The 22,946-nt window shown below is 27.5% G+C and carries 19 protein-coding genes and 1 other annotated feature; of the genes, 8 read left to right on the plus strand and 11 right to left on the minus strand.

What is annotated here, in order from left to right:
- Positions 1 to 226 precede the first annotated feature (226 nt).
- From IR151_RS12050 to IR151_RS12070, 5 genes are all read right to left on the minus strand, one after another.
- Positions 227 to 1,504, minus strand: a complete 1,278-nt coding sequence (locus IR151_RS12050; protein ID WP_227434764.1) for a sensor histidine kinase — start codon at positions 1,502 to 1,504, stop codon at positions 227 to 229.
- Complete coding sequence (locus IR151_RS12055; RefSeq protein ID WP_227434765.1) at positions 1,488 to 2,156, minus strand: response regulator transcription factor; 669 nt, start codon at positions 2,154 to 2,156, stop codon at positions 1,488 to 1,490. Before IR151_RS12055 ends, IR151_RS12050 begins: the two co-directional genes overlap by 17 nt.
- 155 nt (positions 2,157 to 2,311) lie before the next feature.
- Positions 2,312 to 4,810, minus strand: coding sequence for a heavy metal translocating P-type ATPase (locus IR151_RS12060; protein ID WP_227434766.1), 2,499 nt, complete (start codon positions 4,808 to 4,810; stop codon positions 2,312 to 2,314).
- Between the two features lie 310 nt (positions 4,811 to 5,120).
- Entirely contained in the window at positions 5,121 to 5,312 is a 192-nt protein-coding gene (locus IR151_RS12065; RefSeq protein WP_227434767.1) for a DUF1450 domain-containing protein, read from the minus strand.
- A 117-nt stretch (positions 5,313 to 5,429) separates the two neighbouring features.
- Entirely contained in the window at positions 5,430 to 5,672 is a 243-nt protein-coding gene (locus IR151_RS12070) for a hypothetical protein (protein WP_227434768.1), read from the minus strand.
- Positions 5,673 to 5,886: 214 nt separating this feature from the next.
- Here IR151_RS12070 and typA point away from each other — a divergent pair, with 214 nt between their 5' ends.
- On the plus strand, positions 5,887 to 7,710 hold the full coding sequence (gene typA, locus IR151_RS12075) for a translational GTPase TypA (protein WP_227434769.1): 1,824 nt from the start codon (positions 5,887 to 5,889) through the stop codon (positions 7,708 to 7,710).
- 92 nt (positions 7,711 to 7,802) lie between these two features.
- Here typA and trxB read toward each other — a convergent pair whose 3' ends face one another.
- A complete protein-coding gene (trxB, locus tag IR151_RS12080; RefSeq protein ID WP_227434770.1) occupies positions 7,803 to 8,711 on the minus strand; it encodes a thioredoxin-disulfide reductase in 909 nt (302 codons plus the stop codon).
- A gap of 877 nt (positions 8,712 to 9,588) precedes the next feature.
- Positions 9,589 to 9,818, plus strand: a binding site (T-box leader).
- 106 nt (positions 9,819 to 9,924) lie between these two features.
- Here trxB and thrC point away from each other — a divergent pair.
- The 3 genes from thrC (at position 9,925) to IR151_RS12095 (ending at position 13,494) form a co-directional block, all read left to right on the plus strand.
- On the plus strand, positions 9,925 to 11,406 hold the full coding sequence (gene thrC / locus IR151_RS12085) for a threonine synthase (protein ID WP_227434771.1): 1,482 nt from the start codon (positions 9,925 to 9,927) through the stop codon (positions 11,404 to 11,406).
- Between the two features lie 9 nt (positions 11,407 to 11,415).
- Entirely contained in the window at positions 11,416 to 12,309 is an 894-nt protein-coding gene (gene thrB / locus IR151_RS12090; protein WP_227434772.1) for a homoserine kinase, read from the plus strand.
- Positions 12,310 to 12,435: 126 nt separating this feature from the next.
- A complete protein-coding gene (locus IR151_RS12095) occupies positions 12,436 to 13,494 on the plus strand; it encodes an NAD(P)H-dependent flavin oxidoreductase (protein ID WP_255606541.1) in 1,059 nt (352 codons plus the stop codon).
- Between the two features lie 314 nt (positions 13,495 to 13,808).
- On the opposite strand, the gene IR151_RS12100 is transcribed toward IR151_RS12095, so the two are convergent.
- Positions 13,809 to 14,321: a flavin reductase family protein gene (locus IR151_RS12100; protein ID WP_227434773.1), complete on the minus strand. Its 513-nt coding sequence runs from the start codon at positions 14,319 to 14,321 to the stop codon at positions 13,809 to 13,811.
- A gap of 518 nt (positions 14,322 to 14,839) precedes the next feature.
- Here IR151_RS12100 and IR151_RS12105 point away from each other — a divergent pair.
- Positions 14,840 to 15,775 (plus strand): magnesium transporter CorA family protein, encoded by a 936-nt coding sequence (locus IR151_RS12105; RefSeq protein ID WP_227434774.1) that lies wholly within the window; start codon positions 14,840 to 14,842, stop codon positions 15,773 to 15,775.
- Positions 15,776 to 15,868: 93 nt separating this feature from the next.
- Here IR151_RS12105 and IR151_RS12110 read toward each other — a convergent pair whose 3' ends face one another.
- Positions 15,869 to 17,740 carry a tetratricopeptide repeat protein gene (locus IR151_RS12110; RefSeq protein WP_227434775.1) on the minus strand — a complete coding sequence of 624 codons (1,872 nt, stop codon included), beginning with the start codon at positions 17,738 to 17,740 and terminating at the stop codon, positions 15,869 to 15,871.
- A gap of 189 nt (positions 17,741 to 17,929) precedes the next feature.
- Between IR151_RS12110 and IR151_RS12115 the strand changes: the two genes are divergently transcribed.
- Both IR151_RS12115 and IR151_RS12120 read left to right on the plus strand, forming a co-directional pair.
- Positions 17,930 to 18,856: an AEC family transporter gene (locus IR151_RS12115; RefSeq protein WP_227434776.1), complete on the plus strand. Its 927-nt coding sequence runs from the start codon at positions 17,930 to 17,932 to the stop codon at positions 18,854 to 18,856.
- A gap of 138 nt (positions 18,857 to 18,994) precedes the next feature.
- A complete protein-coding gene (locus IR151_RS12120) occupies positions 18,995 to 19,141 on the plus strand; it encodes a hypothetical protein (protein WP_227434777.1) in 147 nt (48 codons plus the stop codon).
- A 115-nt stretch (positions 19,142 to 19,256) separates the two neighbouring features.
- Here the strand turns inward: IR151_RS12120 and IR151_RS12125 are convergent, their stop codons facing one another.
- Positions 19,257 to 19,781, minus strand: coding sequence for a GNAT family N-acetyltransferase (locus IR151_RS12125; RefSeq protein ID WP_227434778.1), 525 nt, complete (start codon positions 19,779 to 19,781; stop codon positions 19,257 to 19,259).
- A gap of 52 nt (positions 19,782 to 19,833) precedes the next feature.
- Positions 19,834 to 20,058, minus strand: a complete 225-nt coding sequence (locus tag IR151_RS12130) for a hypothetical protein (protein ID WP_227434779.1) — start codon at positions 20,056 to 20,058, stop codon at positions 19,834 to 19,836.
- Positions 20,059 to 20,253: 195 nt separating this feature from the next.
- Here IR151_RS12130 and IR151_RS12135 point away from each other — a divergent pair, with 195 nt between their 5' ends.
- On the plus strand, positions 20,254 to 21,378 hold the full coding sequence (locus IR151_RS12135) for a DUF3810 domain-containing protein (protein ID WP_227434780.1): 1,125 nt from the start codon (positions 20,254 to 20,256) through the stop codon (positions 21,376 to 21,378).
- A 476-nt stretch (positions 21,379 to 21,854) separates the two neighbouring features.
- Here the strand turns inward: IR151_RS12135 and ispG are convergent, their stop codons facing one another.
- Entirely contained in the window at positions 21,855 to 22,910 is a 1,056-nt protein-coding gene (gene ispG / locus IR151_RS12140) for a flavodoxin-dependent (E)-4-hydroxy-3-methylbut-2-enyl-diphosphate synthase (protein ID WP_227434781.1), read from the minus strand.
- Positions 22,911 to 22,946 lie beyond the last annotated feature (36 nt).

Genomic DNA, 22,946 nt, shown 5'->3' on the forward strand with positions numbered 1-22,946 from the left:
TGACTTTTCAAGGATAAGCAAAATCCAATAGAAAAAGGACGCAGATTTCAAAAATGCGTCCTTTTTCTATCATAATATTCAGTTTTATATAATCACACTGTCTGCCTGCTGTCTGCAAAGCCTTGATTTTGCTAATTTTCTACTACCATCCTTATCAAAACTCGTAAATACAGGCTATGCTGACATTTTCCAACTTATGAAAAGATACTCTATATATGTTTTAAAGCTAATTTTTAAATTCAACCGTAAATACTACAGAGTTTTCCTTATTTTTTATACTGTATTCAAACCCATGAGTTTTAAAAATTTGACTGACTATATAAAGACCAAGACCACTTCCTCCAGTTTTTCTTGAACGAGATTTTTCTATTCTATAAAATGGATTAAATATCTCTTCTAAGTAACGTTTCTCTATAGTTACACCAGTATTTTCAATTTCTAAAATAACTCTTTGATTAGAAGTTTTTTTGTTTATTCGATTGTTTTTATCATAAAGTCTAATTATAAGGTCTGAGCCTTCAGGAGAATATTTTATAGCATTATTTATTATATTATTAATTGCTTTAGTTATTCTCTCTTGGTCTGCCTTAATTTCTAGGTTTTCTTCTATTTTTAGAATAGTTTTCATATGTTTTTCTTCTATTAAAAATACTTGTCTTTTTACCAGTCTATTTAAAAGTTCACTTATATTTATTGATACTAATTTTAAATCTTTTTCTAGTATTTCTGATTTTGAAACCTCTATCATCTCATTTACTAAATCTTTTAGCTCTTGTGTACATTCATATGATTTTTTCAAGTAAGTATCCCTATCTTTATACTTACCTACACTATAAATCATTCCTTCAATTTGACCACTTATTATGGTTATTGGAGTTTTTAATTCATGTGATATCGTTGCAACAAAATCCTTTCTTCTATATTCCTGTTCTCTTTCACTCTCTATTATATTTATAAGAGGCTTTGTTATTACGATTGAATATATATATGCTCCAATAATTGCTATTAATATCGCTATTGATATAATGTATGGCATTAACTTTCTTATGACTTCATTTGCTTCGTCAATTGGCTGTAATGGCATAACAAGTTCTAAACTATATGGCCCGTCTTTTGAGTCTTTTGTATATATAGGTATAGATGTTCTATACTCATCTTCAATACTATTAATCATATACTTACTATATCTTAAAATAACTACTTCATTTTTACCATATACAATTTTTCCTTGGTTGTCTTTTAGTAAAATAGCAAGGTTTTGGTCTTTAGCCATATAATAGAGTCTTTCTTCTAAAGTATATGTATCAAAGTGAATTGAACTATCTACTAGAGATTTTAAGCTTTCTTGAAGAGACTCAATTTTATACTCATGATAATATGATGGCAATAAAAAATATAAAATTAGGTATATTATTAAAGCTAATGCTATTAATAATGATGTTGTTATGGAAAATAATTTATACTTTATACTTAATTTTTCCCACTTATCAAATATCCTTCTCAAGTGTATATCCTATTCCTTTTACAGTTTTAATATATGGTAATGATATTTTTTTTCTTATATTTTTTATATGTGCATCAACAATTCTAGTATCTCCATAATAATCATAACCCCATATACTATCTAAAAGACCTTCCCTAGTTATAACCTGTGGATATTTTTCTATCAAAGCTTTCAATATATTAAATTCTTTTAATGTAAGTTCTATAGGCTCTCCATCTATTTCAGCAATATATGTGTTTAAATCTAACTTTAATTTTTCAAAAACTATAAACTTATCATTTATCGTTTTGTTGCTTCTTCTCAAGATAGCTTCTACTCTTTTAATGAGAAGATTAAATGAAAATGGTTTTGTTATATAATCATCGCATTCTAAGTCAAATCCCTTAAGTTGATCTCCTTCATCGTTTAAAGCAGTCAAAAATATAATTGGAACACTTGATGATTTTCTTATCATTTTACAAACTCCATAACCATCTAAGTTTGGCATCATTATATCTAATATTACCAAGTCATAACTTCCTTGCTTAAATTTTTGTATACCTTCTAATCCATCATTTGCTGACTCAACCTGATAGCCTTCTGCACTTAAAAACTCTGATATTAATTCTTGTATGTTTGAATCGTCTTCGATTACAAGTATTGACGAGTTCATCCTATCAATCCTTTCTATTTTAAAATTTCTTATATTACTTATATTTTATCTCATTGTTGTGAATTTTACATGAAAAAAGAACTATCTTAATTTGTAAATTAATCCTTTTAATTAAAGATAGCTCTTTTAAATACATTTTTACTTAATTTATTATTCTAATTTTTTTTATATGCTTTGAAATTTTTAAGTCTAAGCGCATTTGAAACTACCGAAACTGAACTTAAACTCATGGCTGCTGCTGCAATCATTGGATTTAAAAGAGGTCCTCCAAATATATACAATAATCCTGCTGCTACAGGTATACCAATTGTATTATATCCAAATGCCCAAAATAAGTTTTGCTTTATGTTTTTTATAGTTTCATTACTAAGTTTAATCGCAGTTGGAACATCCATTAAATCACTCTTCATAAGCACTATATCTGCAGACTCAATTGCTACATCTGTTCCACTTCCTATTGCTATTCCTATATCAGCTTTTGCAAGAGCTGGTGCATCATTTATTCCATCTCCTACCATTGCAACAAACTTACCTTGATTTTGTAATTTTTCAACTTCTTTTGATTTATCTTCTGGTAAAACCTCTGCTAATACCATATCTATACCTACTTGACTTGCTATAGCATTTGCAGTCTTAACATTATCTCCAGTTACCATTGCAACTTTTATTCCCATATCATGAAGAATATCTATTGCTTTTTTACTACTTTCTTTAACCACATCTGCAACTGCAATTATTCCTGATAAATTTCCATCTACAGCAATATACATAGGTGTCTTACCTTGACTTGCTAGTATATTAGATTTTTCCTCTAAATCTTTAAGGTTAATATTATTGTCGTTCATAAGCTTTCTATTTCCAAGTAATATATTTTCATTATTTATAGTGACTTGTATACCAGCACCTGGTATAGCTTTAAAGTTATCAACTTTTTCAATCTGTATATTTTTCTCTTCTCCATATCTAACTATTGCTTCTCCTAGAGGATGTTCTGAACCTTTCTCTGCACTTGAAGCAATCTTAATTAGGTATTCTTCTTTCACATTATTTAATACAATATCTGTTACTTTTGGTTTTCCTTCTGTTATTGTACCTGTTTTATCAAATATTACTGTATTTACTTTGTGAGCAGATTCTAGTGCTTCCCCACCTTTTATCAGTATTCCATTTTCTGCACCTTTTCCAGTTCCAACCATTATAGCAGTTGGTGTAGCCAATCCTAATGCACAAGGGCAAGCAATTACAAGTATTGATATGAATATAGTAAGTACAAATACTATATCTTTTCCACCCACTAAAAACCACAATAATGATGATACTATAGCTATTGCAATTACTATTGGTACAAAATATCCAGAAACAGTATCAGCAAGTTTAGCAATGGGTGCTTTTGTACCCTGTGCATCTTCAACTAATTTTATTATTTGAGCAAGAGCTGTATCTCCACCAATTTTTTCAGCTTTAAATTTAATAACACCATTTTTATTTATACTAGCTCCTGTAACTTTACTTCCAATATTTTTTTCTACTGGTATACTTTCACCTGTAAGCATAGATTCATCAACTGATGTATATCCCTCTATTACAACTCCATCTACTGGTATTTTAGTCCCTGGTTTTACTAGTATTATATCTCCTATTCCAACTTCTTCTATAGGAGTCTCTATTTCTTTACCATCAACTATTACTATTGCAGTTTTAGGTTGTAGCCCCATAAGTTTTTTAATTGCTTCTGATGTTTTTCCTTTTGATTTTGATTCTAAATATTTACCAAGTAATATAAGTGCTATTATTATTCCTGCACTTTCATAATACAACTGATGATGGTGCATACCCTGAATTTGTCCATTTGCTATTTGTACTGTTGTATATAGACTATATAAAAATGCTGCCAAGGTACCAATTGCAACCAAAGAATCCATATTAGGACTTAAAGAAAAAAGTGCTTTAAACCCATTTATATAAAATTTATATCCAGCTATCATAACTGGGATTACTAAAATCAATTGAACTAATGCATAATTTAAAGTATTTGTCATAGGATTTAGAATTTCTGGTAAAGGCCATGGTCCTATAGGTTTTATTATCATAGGACCCATTGCTATATAAAACAAAGGTACTGCAAATACTATTGCAACTATGAATTTAATAAATAAAGTATTCATTTCTTTTTCTTTTCTTAATTTATCTTCATCTACATCAACTTTATTTTTTACTTCTTCTATTGGTTTATAACCAGCTTTTTCTATAGCTGCTTTTATCTGAGCTAATTTTACTTTTGATGGATTATAGTCTATATTAGCTTTATCAGTTGCAATATTTACACTAATACTTTCTACTCCATCCAATTTTTTTACTACTCTCTCTACAGCTTTTGCACAGGCTGCACATGTCATTCCATCAATTTTCATATCAATTTTTTTATTACTTTCTTCCTTTATAATTCCATATCCAGCTTTTTCTACAACCTGTTTTATGTCATCAAAGCTAACTTTAGAATTGTCATATTCTATCTTAAGTTTTTCAGTAGCTATGTTTACGCTTTGGTCATATACTCCATCTAATTTCTTAGTTACTCTTTCTACTGCCTTTGCACAAGCTGCACATGTCATACCTGTGATTTTATAATTTTCTACTATTTTATTTGAACTCATAATAAACTCTTCCTCTCTTTCAATATATTTTCAATTAATTTGTATATTTTATTTTGATATGTAATATTGATAAATTCTTTATTTGGAAATCTATAGTATTTATTATACCCCCTATAGGTATATTTAATCAATATTTTTTTAATAAATAAATTTAATTTAGTTATATTTATTTGTATTTAATAAAAAAGTATACTCATAATTAAATATGTACATAAAAAGAGAGCAAATAAATTGCTAAATACTTACTCAATTTATATGCTCTCTTTTATATAATTTATTTTCTACTGTAGTTTTTTCTTACATGTATAGTTTATTTCTTACATGCTTCAAAAAATTCTTCCTCTGTTTCTCTTATTTCAAGCTCATTATCTATTATTCCTACAGCTTCTTTTTTAAATGCTCTACATTGACCTATACAACCAGTCTTCACATTTTCTTCTCCAACTAAAGTTTTTAGCTTATTTACATCCACATTTGAACAGTTTGGGCATACTCTTATCATATTTAAGTTCCTCCTAATTAATGTCTAATTAATACAGTTATACCCAAATATAAGCTTTGTAATTTTTTTTTTACAATAAATTATTTCCATGCATTCCATTTTATAGTAATTCTATTATTACATGTATGGGGGTATTTGCTGTTTTCTTACTATCTCCAACTCTTTAACTTCTATAAACTTAACTACATTTACTTTGTAGTTTTCTTTAGATTTTATATATAAAACATCTTCTTCTATTTTTTTACCCTCAATAAACTTTTTAGAACATCTTAAAAGTTCTTCAAAATTATCTACTTCCTCTTTTATGAAAGTATCACTTTCACTTGTAAAATATTTAATGATTATTTTAGTTACTTCCAATATATATCATCCTCTACTTTTAAATTAGTATGTTCATTTATAAATTTATTATTTGTCTAAAAATTTTTTTTAAACAAAATAAATTTATATATTTGAAATCAACATTTTTACCTAATTTAAATTATATTAATGCATTTTAATCTATTTTTCCTTGTACCTAATAATATATTGTGATATAATTAATAAGTTATTTTAATCGAAGGGAGCAACAAAAATGTCACAAAAACATAAAATTATAAATATCGCAGTTATTGCCCACGTTGATGCAGGAAAATCAACACTAGTTGATGCGTTCCTTTCTCAAAGTGGTGTTTTTAGAGAAAATGAAGTAGTTAAAGACTGCGTTATGGACAGTAACGACCTTGAGAAAGAAAGAGGCATAACTATATATTCAAAAAACTGTGCAATAAACTATCAAGACTATAAAATAAATATAGTTGATACACCAGGACATAGCGACTTTTCTTCTGAAGTTGAACGTGTTATGAAAACTGTTGACACAGTTATTTTACTAGTTGATGCAAGCGAAGGCCCAATGCCTCAAACTAGATTTGTTTTACAAAAATCTTTAGAGTTCGGTTTAAAACCAATACTATTTATCAATAAAATTGATAAAAAAGACCAAAGAGCGGAAGAAGTAGTTAATGAAGTTTTCGATTTATTTGTAGACTTAAATGCAACAGACGAACAATGTGAGTTCCCTATAATATATGGAATAGCTAAACAAGGGATAGCTAAACTTGAAATGGATGATGACAGTGAAGACCTATCTCCACTATTTAAAACTATTGTAAATCATGTTGAAGCTTATCCTGATTACGACAATGAATCTCTACAATTCCAAATATCAGCTCTTGCATATGATGATTATGTAGGTAGACTTGGTATAGGTAGAATCTATAAAGGAACACTTAAAAGCAATGAACAAGTTGCTATTTGTAGAGAAGGTTCTGTTGTATCTAGAGGAAAAGTATCAAGACTTTCTGTATATGAAGGTTTAAAACAAGTTGAAGTGAATGAAGCTACTAGTGGAGAAATAGTTGTTATATCTGGTATTCCTGATATATCTATAGGAGAAACTCTATGTGATTTAGATAATCCACTTCCTATGGAAATGATAAAAATAGAAGAGCCTACTCTTTCTATGAACTTCTTAGTAAATGATTCTCCATTTGTTGGAAAAAGTGGTAAATTCGTTACAACTAGACATTTAAAAGACAGACTTGAAAAAGAACTTGAAGTAAATGTAGGACTTAAAGTTGAACCTCTTGATACTACTGATGGATATAAAGTTTCTGGACGTGGAGAACTTCATTTATCTATACTTCTTGAAAATATGAGACGTGAAGGTTATGAAGTTGGTGTTTCTAAGCCTGAAGTTTTAATGCATAAAGAAGATGGAAAATTAATGGAACCAGTAGAAAGAGTTATTGTAAACTGTCCAGAAGTTTATTCAGGTACTATTATAAATGAATTGAACATGAGAAAAGGTATGATGGAGTCTATGTCAATAGAAGGAGACTATGTAAAAATAGAATTCTTAGCTCCTACTCGTGGTCTTTTAGGATATAGAAGTGAGTTTATAAATGCTACTCGTGGAGAAGGTACTCTAGTTCGTTCATTTGAAAAATTTGAAGAATTTAAGGGTGAAATACCTTCAAGAGGAAATGGTGTCTTAATAGCACAAGGGCCTGGTGTTACTATGGGATATTCTCTTAATGCTTTAAGTGATAGAGCTACGATGTTTGTAGACCCTGGTGTAGAAGTTTATGAAGGCATGATAATTGGTATGAATTCTAGAAAAGATGACATGGTAGTTAATCCTTGTAAAAACAAGAAAATGAGTAACGTACGTGCTTCTGGTTCAGATGATGCTATAAAATTATCACCTCCTAGAATATTCACTCTTGAGGAAGCATTAGAATTTATAGAAGATGATGAATTAGTTGAAATCACACCAGATTCTATAAGACTTAGAAAAAGATTATTAAATGAACATGATAGATTAAGATATAATAAGTCTAGACAAGGTAAATAAATTCTAATATCTATTTACTAAATAGCCATATAATACTTAAAGATATATTTTCTTTATAGTGTTATATGGCTATTTTTATTTAAGAGTTATATTTATTCAACATTTATATAATTAGCTGCTTGAACAGCTGCGATAGCACCATCTGAAGCTGCTGTTATTATTTGACGTAAAAACTTCGTTCTATTATCTCCTGCTACATATACACCTTCAACTGATGTTGTGCAAGACTCATCTGAAACTATATACCCACCTTCATCTAACTCAAGTACATTTTCAAACATTTTATTGTTAGGTTTAAGTCCTATAGCAATGAAAATACCACTTACATCTATAGTTCTTTTCTCCTCAGTTTTTAAGTCTTTTACTTCTATTCTTGATACTGTCTTTTCACCTTCTATTTTTTCTACACCATGACTATAAAGTATCTCAATATTTTTTCTTGCCTTTACTGACTTTTCTAATACTTCTTCACCTCTAAAATCATCTCTTCTGTGAATTAAGTACACTTTTGTACAATTATTAGCTAAAAATAAAGCATCTTCTAATGCAGTATTTCCTCCACCAACTATTGCAACTTCTTTATTCTTAAAAAAGGCTCCATCACATGTTGCACAATAAGATACTCCTTTACCTGTAAACTCTTTTTCTCCAACACATCCTAATTTACGTCTTTCGACTCCATTTGCAAGGATAACAGCCTTTGCTTTATGTTCTCCTGATGCTGTTTTAACAATTTTTACTTTACCTTCTAAACTTATCCTTTCTACTTCATCAAACTGAATATCAACACCCTGATCGACTGCTTGATTATATATGTTAGTAGAAAACTCTATACCAGAAATTTTTTGAACTGCTGGATAATTTTCTACCTCAGATGTACTTGCAACTTGACCTCCATAAATACTTTTTTCAAAGACTGTTACACTTAAACCAGCTCTCATAGCATAAATTGCTGAAGTTAAACCTGCTGGTCCAGCACCAATTACAATAATATCTACCATGACAATTTACCTCTCTTTATATTATTATTTCTTATATATTATTCTCATTATTCTTATACTTTACTATTATTATCCATATATACTATAAACAAAACATTATTTTTGTTAGTTTATAGAAAGGATTAATTTAAAAACTGATAGCTATAAATAAAGTATTATTTTTTACATTTTAACTTTATTTATTTATATGTTAACTTTATTTAATAAATATATAAAAAAACTGTAAATAAAAAGTAATTTTTACTTACAGTTCTACTTATTTATATAATTTAAAACCTTATTGGTTATCATTTACAGTGTCTTCTAATATATTGCTTTCTGATATATATGATAGAATTGAAAGTCCATACATAACCAAAACTAATGCTGCTGTTATAAGTACTATTCCCATATTTAATACCTCCTTTTGTTTACAGTATACTCTTATTATGTGAAATACTTGTGAATTTAATTTGAACATATTTGTAATTTTACAATAGTATTTTTTTTCAAATTAAAAATTATATACTTTTATTAATTCAAGTACAATTAATCGTTTAAATATTAACGCTATTTATCTATATTTATATGATATACCATATAATTACATTTTTCAAATTAAAGTTTTGTAAACTTTTTTTGTAATATGGTGTAACATAAAATTTTAATATTACAGATATGTAACTCTTATCTTCTAATTAATTTTTATTAAAATCCACTTCATTTCTATGAAAATTCAAGTTTTTATAGATTTAAAAAGGTTAAAAAAATATTCTGTATATAAGTCAATTTGATTACAGTTTTTTTACATTTCAAAAAATATTTTTTCCAAATTTTTATATTAATACTTGACTTTGTCTGTTTTATATTCTAGAATAATTAATAATATTAAGAATATTGAAAGGCTTTGATTAGGAAGAGTAAATCTGAATCGGTTACCAGAGAAGGAAACTATTAGCTGAAAAGTTTCTTTAACTAGAAAGATTGAAAACTACCTATGAGCTTCTATCTGAAGTTATCTTATGATTTTAGTAAGAATAGACGTTTTACTACTTACGTTAAAGTATCAAGTGGATTTTTTAAAATCAATTTGGGTGGAACCGCGGGAAACAGATTCTCGTCCCTTTTTTAGGGATGAGGGTCTTTTTTTATTACCTAAATTCAGTTTTTAAAATATTCTGTATCTAGTTTAATTAGCTAATTAAAAATTTAAAATATATGGAGGATTATAGAAATGTATTATTCAAGTACAAGAGGCACCAAAGAAAAAGTAACTGCATCACAAGCAATAATAAAAGGAATTTCAAACGATGGTGGTCTTTATGTTCCAAGTGAATTTCCAAATGTAAAAAATGAACTTATAGATTTAGTAAATTTAACGTATTCCCAAATAGCATTTTTTGTACTTAGTAAATTTTTATGCGATTTTACTGAATCTGAGATTAAAGATTGTATAACAAATGCATATGACGAAAAATTTGATTGCACTAGTATAGCTCCATTAAATAAAGTAAATGATGCTTATTTCTTAGAATTATATCATGGTCCAACTTTAGCATTTAAGGATATGGCACTTACTATAATGCCTCACCTTCTTAAAACATCTATTAAAAAAGATAATTTAGAAAAAGATGTTGTAATTCTTACTGCTACATCTGGAGATACAGGAAAAGCAGCACTTGAAGGTTTTAAAGATATAGACAAGATAAAAATAATTGTATTCTTTCCAGAAGATGGTGTAAGTGCAGTGCAAAAACTTCAGATGAAGACTCAAACTGGAAAAAATACATATGTAGTTGGTATAAAAGGAAATTTTGACGATGCACAATCTGGTGTAAAGAAAATTTTCTCTAATAAGGAATTTAATGAAAAACTATTAGATAGTAATTATATCTTATCTTCTGCTAATTCAATTAACATAGGAAGACTTCTTCCTCAAGTTGCATACTATTTTTATTCATATATGAAATTGGTAGATAGTGATGAAATAAAGTTAAATGACAAAATAAATTTTGTAGTCCCAACTGGTAACTTTGGTAATATTTTAGCTGGATATTATGCTAAACAAATGGGACTTCCAATAAATAAATTGATATGTGCATCAAATGACAACAATGTACTTTATGACTTCTTTAAAACTGGTATATATGATAAAAATAGAGCATTGAAATTGACTTCTTCACCTTCTATGGATATATTAATTTCAAGTAATTTAGAAAGATTATTATTTGAAATATCAAATAGAAATACTGAAACTGTAAGCAGACTTCTATCTAATCTTAGTGAAGATGGAGTTTATAAAATAAATGAAGATATGAAAAAGAATCTGGCTTCATTCTATGGTGAATATTCTAATGAGGAAGAAGTTAAAAACACGATAAATAATATTTTTAAAAATTACAATTATTTAATCGATACTCATACTGCTGTTGCATATAATTGTTATGAAAAATACAAAAAAGAAACTTCTGATGATACAAAAACTGTTGTTGTAAGTACTGCAAGCCCATTTAAGTTTTCTGAAGATGTTTTAAAATCTATAGACTCCAATTTTGGAAATCTTGATGATTTTGCCATAATAGATAGATTATCAAATATTGCTAAGGTAGATATACCAAAACCTATTAGAAATCTTCAAAATGCAGAAATACTACATAAAGATATTTATGAAAAGGATGAATTAAAAATAGCTATAGAAAAATTCTTAAAGGTATAGGTGATTATTATGTTAGAAATTATAGTTCCTGCAACAAGTGCAAATATAGGTCCAGGATTTGATTGTCTTGGAATTGCTTTAAATATATATAATAAATTTTATGTTGAAGAAATTGAAAATGGTCTTGAAATAGAAGGTTGCGAAGATGCCTACAAAAATGAAAATAATTTAGTTTATACATCTATGAAATACTTCTTTGATAGAGTTAAGCCAGCTAAAATACCTACTGGTATCAAAATAAAAATCCAAAGTGATGTCCCTATATGTAGAGGTCTTGGTAGTAGTGCCTCTTGTATAGTTGCTGGCGTTATAGCTGCAAATGCTCTATCAAATGCTAATTTAGATAAATGCCAGTTGTTAAATATAGCTTCAGAAATAGAGGGACATCCAGATAATGTTGCTCCTGCTATTTTAGGTAATATGGTTGTTTCTGTTACTGATAATGACAATATACACTACGATATTATAGAAATCCCTAATGAACTCAAATTTTGTGCAATGATACCTAATTTCAAACTGTCAACTGAAAAAGCTAGAGGTGTTTTACCAAAAGAAATACCATATTCTGATGGAGTGTTTAATGTTAGTAGAGTCGCTTTACTTGTGTCTGCACTGTTAAACAAAAACTTTGAGCTTCTTAAAGTAGCTTGTCAAGATAAATTGCATCAAGATTATAGGGGTACTTTAATTGAAAACTACAGTGATATTGTTAAAAAATCTGAACAATTAAATAGTATTGGCGTATTCTTAAGTGGAGCTGGGCCTACTATAATGGCTTTAATAAAAGAAAATGATGATAATTTCGTGCATAATATGAGAGATTATCTATCAAACTTAAAATCTAATTGGGAAATAAAAGAGTTGTGTTGTGATTCTAAAGGAGCAGTTTTAAATATTCTATAATTATTGTCTCACATATAAAATATAACTACTCTTTTATTATAATTTGTAGTATAATAATTAGGACTAGGTAATAATATTAAGTATTATAATCTAGTTCTTTAAACATGTTTACATTGAGGAGGGATTATCATAAAAGAGTTAATAATTGGAGATTTAGTTGCAAAAGTTCCTATAATTCAAGGTGGAATGGGCGTTGGTATATCTAGATCATCACTTGCTGGTGCTGTTGCTAAGCTTGGTGGTGTTGGTGTAGTTTCTGGAGTTCAAATTGGTTATGATGAGGAAGATTTTGAGACTAACACTATAAATGCAAATTTAAGAGCTATAAAAAAACATATTTCCAGAGCAAAAGAAATTTCAAATGGTGGCATTATTGGCATTAATTTCATGGTCGCTATGAAAGAATATGAAACATATGTAAAAGAAGCTGTTAAAGCTGGTGTAGACCTTATAATATCAGGGGCTGGACTTCCTAATAAACTACCATCTTTAGTAAAAGGAAGTAATGTAAAAATAGCACCTATAGTTTCTACTGCAAAAGCTGCTAGTGTAATCTTAAAAATGTGGGATAGAAAAGAGAAAACTACTGCTGACTTAATAGTTGTTGAAGGTCCAAAAGCTGGTGGTCATCTTGGATACTCTAATGAGGAGCTTGATAACATAGATTCTATAGACTATGATAAAGAATTTGTTGAGATATTAAAAGTTGCAAATAATTATGGAGAAAAATTTGGCAAGAACATTCCAGTTGTTGCTGCTGGTGGCATAACTTCTAGTAGTGATGTAAAAAAATATATTGATATGGGAGCAAGTGGTGTACAAGTTGGTACGAGATTTGTTGCTACTTATGAGTGTGATGCACATGAAAACTTTAAAATGGCGTATATAAATGCTACAGAAGAAGATGTACACATAGTTAAAAGCCCTGTAGGTCTTCCTGGACGTGCTATAAGAAATAAATTTATAGAAGATGTTAAAACTAATCGTCCAGAGATAAAAAAATGTTACAACTGTTTGATTCCTTGCAATCCAAAAGAAACACCATACTGTATTTCTCAAGCATTAATTAATGCTGTTAAAGGAGATGTGGAAAATTCACTTTTATTCTGTGGCAATAATGCGTATAAAATTGATAAGTTAAGTTCTGTTGAAGATGTTATCAATGAATTAATTTCTGAATTATAATTTGAAAATTTACAAATTAAATTTTTATTAAGCTAAGGATTTTTAAATATGTTACTAATCAATCTATATTAACATATTTATATCCTTAGCTTATTTATATTCTCATCTTTATTTTTATTAAGATACTATATAAATATAATTTACACCATTATTAATAGTATATTTCAAAATTTCACTTGCTCTTACTTAATTTATTTTCCAATCAATTGTAGAAAATTTCATGTATAAAAACTCAATCACTTATATATCATAATTAAATTTTCTTTGCTTTCTATAATACTGCTTACTGATATAACCCTATCATTGCATATTATTTAATCTTCTTTTACAAGTACATTTGTTATCTCAGCTACATATAGAGTGTGATAATCTTTTTGTGGATACCATCTTCCATCTATCTCTTCATCAATAAAACATTGTGGGTCAATTTTTTGGCAGTGCATTTTTTTACATATAATAGCCAACTTTGCCTCTTTAAAATAAGGTGTATCATTCAAATATTCTATATTAAATCCTATTTTAGATATTTTATCCTCTCCCCTACCAGATACTTTACCACAATAAGAAAGTTCTTCACGAAAATCTTCATCAAAAAAAGTAAGAGAAAATGTATCTGTATTATCTATAAATTCTTTAGTATAACGTTGTGGTCTTATTACTACAAAAGCAACATTTTTTCCCCACATAACTCCAAGTCCACCCCAACTAGCAGTCATTGTATTTACTTTACCTTCTTTTTCAGCTGTTATCAATGTCCAGTCTTTACCTATCAACTTAAATGGATTACTTTTAATTTCTTCTGACATAATCTCTTTAAATTCACTCATACCTCTAATAACCTCTCATTCTATTATATTGATAATACTTTTATTTTCATCATAAATTATTACTAGAATTTACTTTGAAAAACAAAGTATTTTTTATTAAACATATTATAAAGGAGTAAGGATATAGATACCTATTCATTTTCTAATATATTTAATATTTTCACTCAGAGTATATATATACTTTATCTAAGTTAAATATGACTGTTATGTTTTACATGTAAATTATGGCAAAAATATCATTTGACTAAATCAAAACTTGATTTATATACCTGGAAAAGGTATTATATTAAAGAGTGCTTAAAATACTTCTTTTGTATATAGGCATGTATAAAATAATAAATAAGGAGAGTGATGAGCAATGGATACTAGTCCGTTGCGGAGAGAATTTTTTACAATTTCATCACTTAATAATATCTAACTTTAAAACTAATACAGATATTCAGTTATATAAATTAGTTAATTAATAGATACTATTAAATGATGAGATTTATATAAAACTGAATAAAGGATGTGTTGCCATGATAAGATATTACAAAACTATAGATTCAAAATTAGAGAAACTTAGTTTTTTTGAAGATGGCTGTTGGATAAATCTTGTTGAACCTAATCATAGTGAAATCAACGAAATTTCTAATTTATTAAATATAGATGTAGAAAGCATAGAATCTGCACTAGATGAAGAAGAGCGCTCAAGAATAGATGTTGAAGACAATCATACTCTTATACTTATAGATATACCAGTAGACGAAAGTGACTCTAATTCTTCTCATTATACTACAATACCCTTAGGTATTATAATAACTCAAGAAGCTATTATAACAGTTTGTAATGCACAAACTAAGATTTTAAATGACTTTATAGTTGGTCATATTAAAGATTTTTTTACATTTAAAAAAACTCGCTTCTTGCTTCAAATTCTTCATAAAAATGCAGCTTATTACTTGCATTACTTAAGAAAAATAAATAAAATGACAATCATAATAGAGCGAGAAATTTACAAATCTATGAAAAATAAAGAACTAGTACAACTATTGGAATTAGAAAAGTCTTTGGTATACTTCTCTACCTCTTTAAAGTCCAATGAATTGGTCTTAAACAAGATGGTTAGAACTGCTGGTATAAAGAAATATCCAGATGATGAAGACCTCTTAGAAGATGTTATAGTCGAAAATAGACAGGCTCTTGATATGGCTAAAATCTATGGAGATATATTGAGTAGAATTATGGATGCTTTCAGTGCAATTATAAGTAATAATCAAAATAATGTTATGCAATTTTTAACAGTAGTTACACTAATTTTCTCAATACCTACAATAATATCAGGATTCTTTGGTATGAATGTTATCAATATGCCATTTTCTGATAACCCAAATGGATTTTGGATAATTATGCTCATTACTTCTATAATATGCATAATAATTACATTTTTTATGTCAAGAAACAAGCTATTATAAAATATTAATAAGAAAAAGCCATTAGAGTTAATTAATTTACATTTACTCCAATGGCTTTTATTTAGTTTAAAAATACTCTTTTTATCAGGTTTTTTAATTATCATATTCTTCATCTATACTCATTTCAGTTTCAAGACCTTCCAACATTGAGTCTAAACTTTCTTTTATGTTCAATATATAAATTGGAACATACTCTTCTTCATCAAGTATTTCTTCCTGTAATTTAAATGGTGGAATTAATATTTCATCAAAGTTTATATTTAGTTTAGGGAAATCTTCTACTATTTCTCCACAGTTATCATATTCTTCATCTGCTAGAGAAATATACATATCTAAACTTTTTTTGTAGTAAAGTCCTGCAAGCATATATTCACACTTCTTACTCCCAAATTTAATACCTTCTTTATAATATTTTTCAGCTTCTGCATCATCATTTAATTTTAAATAAATTTGCCCTAAATTATATATTGATTCAACACAACCTTGTGCTCTAGCCTTCTCATACCAGTATTTGGAATTAACATAATCTTTGTAAAACATATCATAAATAAGTCCTACCATGTGTTGAGCATATATATTATTTTCATTAGCAGGTGTGTCAAGCATCATTTTAGATTCTTCTAGTTTTCCTTCTCTAAAATAAATTCTACCTAAATGTATACGCGCATTCATATGATTTTTACTACTTGCCATCTCAAAATACTTTCTAGCATTTTTTGTATTTCCTAAATTCTCATATATACATCCCAATCTATAGCTAGATTTGGTATCTCCATTTTCAGATGCTTTTTTATACCAACTTATAGCTTCTTCTATGTTATTTAAATCTTCATATATATTCCCTAATTTTATTTGACACGATACATTATTTGGAATTCTAGAATAATATGAAACTGCTTTTTCTATATCTTGATTTTGATAATATAAGTCTCCAAGATTCTCAAGAGAACTTTTACATCCAACAGCTATAGCATCTTCATAGTACTTTATAGCATTTTCATAATCTTTTTCTTCAAAATATATACCTGCTAGATTGTTTTTAGCTTCTGTTATATCATCTTCTGCTGCCATTTTATAATAAGTCTTTGCTTTTTCTATCTCATTCTCTCTATTATATAAATTTGCAAGTCTATATTTAGAAAGTGTGTGATTTTTTTCTATTGCTTTTTCATAATAATAAATTGCGTCTCCTAATTCTTCTTTTCTATCATATACATATGCAAGTCTATACTCAGATTTTACATCTTCTCTATCTGCGCTCTTTTTATAATATCTCTCTGCTTCTTCCAAATTATCATTGATTTCCATAATCATACCCAAGTTAAAACAACCTTTCATATGACCAGACTTATACAATTGCTTATATAGACTTACTGTAGATTTATTGTCCTTCTTCTTTCCATTTAGTATTGCTAGATTATACTTCGCATCATCATCTAAAAGTACAGAACCTTTTTTATAATATTCATATGCCTCATCTTCTTTTTCTAAAAATGTATACAATACTCCTAGATTAAAACAAGCCTTACCTAGATTATTATCTGCTGCTTCTTTTAACCACTTTTCGCATCTTATAAAATCTTTCATTTTAAAATGGCATACACCTAAATTATTTTGTGCTTGTAAATATCCTATAGTAGCTATTTTCTCATACCAGTATATAGCATACTCATATCCATCTAATCTATAATACATATTACCCAAATCAAATGCAGCATCTTCACTTCCATTCTTATATGCCATTGAATACCATTTTTCTGCTTCTTTAAATTGCTTTTTATTTTCATATATATTTCCCAAAGTATATTGAGATTTTACATAATTATCTAATGCTGCACTTTTATATAATTCTATTGCACTTTCTGTCTTTCCCATTTTTTCAAAAAGAGCTCCCTTAGTATGTATAACTTTGGGGTCACTAGATATATTTTTTATTTTTCTTATAGAAAATTTTGTGTTTTTCATTATTCGCTACCTACCCATTTTATAAAATATATTCTCTCAAACATTATTATACATTATAAACCATAATTAATGCTATAATATTGAATTTTTACCTTTTGTCACTATATTGTAATATTGAATTTTAAATTTTATAATCATTAGATTTTATTATTGAGTTGGTATATAATGTATATATAGGGGGGACATTTTATGAATTTCAGCAATATTTTTGTTCAAGTTGCAGTTTTATTTATAATTATTTTAGTAGGATACTTTGTCAGAAAATTCAACTTATTAGATGAACACTGTACATCTAAACTTTCAAATTTGACAATGACTATTTTTTTACCATCTATGATAATTAGTTCTATGCAGATTAACTTTGATAATAAAATGATACAAAAAATACTACTATTATTATTTATATCCTTAGTTATGTATATAGTTTCTATTATAATTGCTTTTTTGTTAAAATACATTTTAAAATGTGAAGATACAAAAGACCTGGGGATATATCAGTATATAGTTGTTTTTTCAAATGTAGCTTTCATGGGTTATCCTGTAATTGAAGCAGTTCTAGGCCATGAAGCTATATTCTACACCGCTATTTTTAATCTACCATTTAACTTGTTTTCTTTTACTTTGGGAATTTACTTGTTATCTAAAGGTAGTACCACTAGAGGATTTTCAATGAAATCACTTATAAGCCCTGCTACAATAGCAGTAGTTATTGGTTTATTTTTATTTATAACAGGTCTTAGATTACCTCAGTTTATAAATGATCCACTTAAGATGTTAGGAGATATGACTACACCAATATCTATGATTATTATTGGTAGTTTGCTTGCTAATTCTTCAGCAATAGATTGTTTTGTAAATAAAAGATTATATCTAGTTACTATTGTAAGATTATTAGTACTTCCTGTGATTATATACTTTATTCTAAAAGGGTGGGTTAATGATAAAATGATTTTAGCTATACCAGTAGTAATTTCTTCTATGCCTGCTGCTGCAAATACTGCTATATTTGCTAATCAATATGATTCTAATGTAACACTAGCCTCACAATGTGTATTTTTTACGACATTATTTTCAGTTATATCAATACCTTTTATAAGTATTTTTTTACTATCTTGATTTATTCTTTTATGTATTATATAATAATAGACTCAATAAATTACAAATATAAACAATTTATTATAGTGTATTGATGGAATTTTTTCCTAGATATTTGTCAATAATATCTATATGTATGATAGAATAGGAGGCTTAAATATGGATATAGATTTACTCTTTAAAATAGTATTTGCTATAGTTGCTATAGGCGTTTCTGTAAAAATTATAAAAACTGTTGCTAGTCTAGCTTTTAAGGTAGCTTTGATATTGCTAATAATTCTATTTGTATATAGAATGTTTTTATAAATTTTCGATAATAAAGTTTTTAAAATATAATAGAGAAGTAATATTAAATTATCTTTAATGAAAATTCTTTATTAATAGATAATCTATTCTACTTCTCTATTTTTATTGGAATGAGTTAAATTAAATCTTTATTATATCTTCCCATGATATAAACATCTTCAAATTTTCCATCTCTAATTACAGCATATTTTTTAGTTCCTTCTATTTCAAATCCCAGTTTTTTGTATAAGTTTAATCCCTTTTCATTGTCTACAATTACTTCTAACCCTACTCTCATCAACTTAATCCAATTGTCTGCTATGTCTAAAAGTTGTTCCATAAGCTTTTGACCTACTCCTATACCATGATACTTTTCATCAACAGTTATTCCTAGTTCTGCACTATGTCTTAATCTTGGAGATGGATTCACATGTAAACCAGCAAAACCTATTACATTTTTTTCTCCATCATTATTAATTTCAGCCACAAACATATAATCATTTTCACCTAGAGAATCTAGCATAGCTATAGTTCTATCCAGCCTATCACTCATTAATGCTAGTGTATTTCTCATAACATTATATGCTCTTCTCATTTCATTAATCGATTGTGCGTCTTCCCTTCTTACTGGTCTTATTACTATGTCTAATGCTTTACTCATACTGTATTCCCCCCTAAACATAACCCTCTTTTTAAATTAATACCTACAATCTTTATTTTATACTGTTTAAATCTATGTATGCTTCTATTTGAGGTATATATATCATATTATCCTTTATATGTGTACTTCCAAACTCTTTTAGTTCAGTGCCATCTTTATCTTTAGTTATTTTGTATTTAATTGATTCTTCTCCTTCGTTTACTTCAGCATGAAAAAACATCCCTTCATATTGTTTAAATCTAAAATTAAAATTATCTTTAGTAAGCCTTATTATCATAATATTTTTTACTCCTTATACAATTGTTATTTTTAATTATTATTAGTTATACATAAATTGTTTATTCATATGAATATTATAACTTATCATTTATTTAGTATAAAGTCATAAATATAAATAACTATACCTATTTTACAATCTAACTTTAATTGATATATAATATATTTATATAAATTAAAGTCTGCGAGGTGAAATATGAGTAAAAAAATAAAATATTTTTCTTTAATCCTTTTTCCTATTGCTTTGTTTTTAAATTTCATAGCAAGTAAAATTCCACATATTGTTGAAAAATATTATTCTCAAGCCATAGATAAAAAAGTTATACAGCTATTAAGTAAAGTTTCAGGAATATTTCCATTTTCTATCTACGAAATTACAATGTACATAATAGTTATATCTATTTTTTTATTTTTATGTTCTATTGTATTTACAATTTTTAAAAAGAATAGAAATTTAAAGACATTTTTAAAGAATTCTATTTTAAATATATTATCCATTTTATCAATAGTTTATTTTCTTTTTGTAGTACTTTGGGGTATAAACTACAATAGAGTTCCACTCGAGAACACCCTTATCAACCAATACAATTTAAAAAACAACAGTTCTGTCCAATCAAAGCAACATAGTACTAAAGAACTTTCTGAGTTATATAAATTTTTGGTAGCTAAAGCAAATGAAACTAGAAAACTTACACTACAAGATAAAAATGGTGTCGTAAAATCTAATACAGATTATAAAGGTGTCATAAATAGAGCTCAATTAGGATATGATAAAATTTCATATATTTTACCTAGTGCTAGTGGTAGTTACTCTAAGCCAAAGTATGTTATTTCATCACATCTTATGTGTTATACAGGAATAACTGGTATATACTTTCCCTTTACAGGTGAGGCAAATATTAATATTGCAATCCCTGACTTATATATTCCTTGTACAGTTGGTCATGAAATGGCACATCAGAGAGGATTTGCTAGTGAAGATGAAGCTAACTTTATAGGTTATCTTACTTCAATAAAACATCCTGATATTGATTTTAATTATTCTGGCTATATTTTGGCCTTAAATTATACTGCTTCTGCTTTAAGCAAAGTTGACTATAAGGCATATGCTGATATTTCTGCTGGTATTTCAGAGTCTGTTCGTAGGGATTTAAAAAATGAGAGTGAATTTTGGCAAAGATATGAAGGTAAAATCGATAAAATTTCCAATGGGTTTAATAATTCTTATTTAAAAGCTAATGGAATTGCTGAAGGAACCCAAAGTTATGGTAAAATGGTTGATTTATTGCTAACTTATTATGAATTATATCCATATAATTAAGAGTATTTATAGAGAATGGAAAAATAGATAAAAAATTGCTATTTTTATCTATTTTTCTACTATTTAATAGTTTATTTTTTATAAGTTCATTATTAAAAAACAAACTATTTCTAAGTATTTACTACATGTATACTTATGATACAAGGAAGAATTATAGTATATATTCTTAAATAGGTTCTAAAATGTATTACTATTTATATTAACATAATACATCAATAGTTTTAGTAACTAAATACTACAATAATAGTAATTATATTGCAGTACTACTATTGTAATTTTCATTTTAGCAAATATAATTTTATTATAATAAATACAGAATAGATTTTGATACTCACTTATATGATTGAATTAGAATATAGATTTCTTATATCTTTTCAAATTTACTTAATTAAAAATAGCTAGATAATTAAATACCATGAATAAAATTTCTTCCAAATGTATTGAATATCTAGCTATTTTATATTTATTGATTGTTACTATAACCTATCAATTTCCTCCAGTAACTCATCAACCAATTTATCACCATTAATCATTCTTACAATTTCACCCTTTTTAAATAAAAGACCTTCACCCTTACCACCAGCAATGCCTATATCCGCTTCTCTAGCCTCTCCAGGTCCGTTTACAGCACACCCCATAATTGCAACAGTAATATCTTTTTCCATACTACCAATTTTATCCTCAACTTCATTTACAACACTAATTAAATCTATATTACATCTTCCACATGTAGGACATGATATAACTTTAATCTTGTCATTTAAAAGACCCAAACTTCTTAAAATCTGTTTACCAACAACAACCTCTTCAACAGGGTCACCTGTCAAAGATATTCTGACAGTATCTCCAATCCCTTTAAGAAGAAGTGCTCCCACACCTATAGAAGACTTTATTGTTCCTTTATGAACACTTCCAGATTCAGTAATTCCAATATGAAGAGGATAATCAACTTTCTTTGATATTAATTCATATGCATCAACAGTTTTATAAATATCAGATGATTTTAGAGAAATAACTATATTATAAAAACCTAAATCTTCAAGAATCTTAATATGTCCCATAGCACTTTCAACTAATGCTTCAGCAGTTGCAGAACCATATTTATTTAAAAGTTCTTTTTCTAAAGAACCCCCATTAACACCAATTCTAATTTTTAGATTTTTTTCCTTGCATTTCTCAACAACCATTCTAACTCTTTCTATGTTTCCAATATTACCAGGATTTATTCTAACACCATCTACACCCTGTTCTATAGCTTCAAGTGCTAACTTATAATCAAAATGTATATCAGCAATAACAGGTATATTTACATTAGACTTTATCTTTCCTATATTTTTAGCTGCTTCCATATCAGGAACAGCAACTCTAACTATATCACAACCAGCTTCTTCTAATCTTTTTATTTGAGCTATTGTAGCCTCTGCATCTCTTGTATCAGTATTTGTCATAGATTGTATGCTTATAGGATTTTCTCCTCCTATTTTTACACTCCCAACGCTAACTTCTCTTGTGTTTCTTCTATTGTAACTCATATTTCACCTCTATATATTATTTTATATTAAAATTAT

Source organism: Clostridioides sp. ES-S-0006-03 (assembly GCF_020662275.1).
In the GTDB taxonomy this organism is placed as follows: domain Bacteria; phylum Bacillota; class Clostridia; order Peptostreptococcales; family Peptostreptococcaceae; genus Clostridioides.